Consider the following 953-nt stretch of genomic DNA (forward strand, 5'->3'; position numbering starts at 1 on the left):
AGTCGGGGGAGGGTGATGGCGCCGTCGCGGATGCGGGCCTGGGGTTCGCCGGAGGCGATGAGGGTGGGGAGGATCTTTTGGGAGGTGGGGTGGTTGTCGGTGTCGATGAGGGTGATGCGGTTGGGGTGTTCGGTTTGGGCGGTGCGGAGCAGTCCCCAGACGGCTGCGCCGGCGAGGTCGTCGTGGGTGGCTTCGACGACGAGGGGGGTGGTGGTGTCCTGGGTCAGGTGGTGTTGGACGCGGGCCAGGGCCTCGGCGGTGATGCGGTGCACATCGGCCAGGACGTCGTCGCCGACGGTGGGCACCGCATACCGCTCGAACTCCACGGTGTCGCCCGACCCGTTGGCGCCGGGCCAGGCGGTCCACTCCGGCCGGTACAGCAGCCCGGAGCGCGCACTCGCCGAACGCAACTGGTCGGGACTGATCACTCTGCTCGCCAGGGACTCCACCGTCACCACCGGCTGACCGGCCGGGTCGAACGCCCGCAGGCTCGCGGAGCCCGACGCGCCCCACTCCAGTTCGACCCGGAGCCTGGACGCGTTGGTGGCGTGGAGGGTGACGCCGGTCCAGGCGAAGGGCAGCCGGATTTCGTCCTCGTCGGAGACCGTGACGAGCGCGTGCAGGGCCGCGTCGAACAGTGCGGGGTGGATGCCGTAGCCGTCGGTGTCGCCGGCGTTGTCGGGGAGGTGGACGTCGGCGAAGAGCCGGTCGTTCTGGCGCCACAGTGCGCGTAATCCCTGGAAAGCGGGGCCGTATTCCAGTCCGGTGGTGGCGAGGCGTTGGTAGGTGTCGTCCAGGGGGATGGGTTGGGCGTTGGTGGGGGGCCAGGTGGTTTGGGGGGTGGGGGGTGTGGTGTTGGTGCGGGTGAGGGTGCCGGTTGCGTGGGCGGTCCAGGGTTGTTCGGGGGTGGTGCGGGTGTGGATGGTGAGGTTGAGGGTGCTGTCGTTGTGGGC

General features: G+C 70.3%; 1 protein-coding gene. It reads right to left on the reverse strand.

Translation table 11 applies throughout. The annotated features are described in order from the left end of the window. The coding region (locus JK364_RS54440) for a SpnB-like Rossmann fold domain-containing protein (protein ID WP_201858882.1) at positions 1–953 on the reverse strand (953 nt) is incomplete at both ends.

It is taken from the genome of Streptomyces endocoffeicus (assembly GCF_016741935.1).
Classification (GTDB): domain Bacteria; phylum Actinomycetota; class Actinomycetes; order Streptomycetales; family Streptomycetaceae; genus Streptomyces; species Streptomyces endocoffeicus.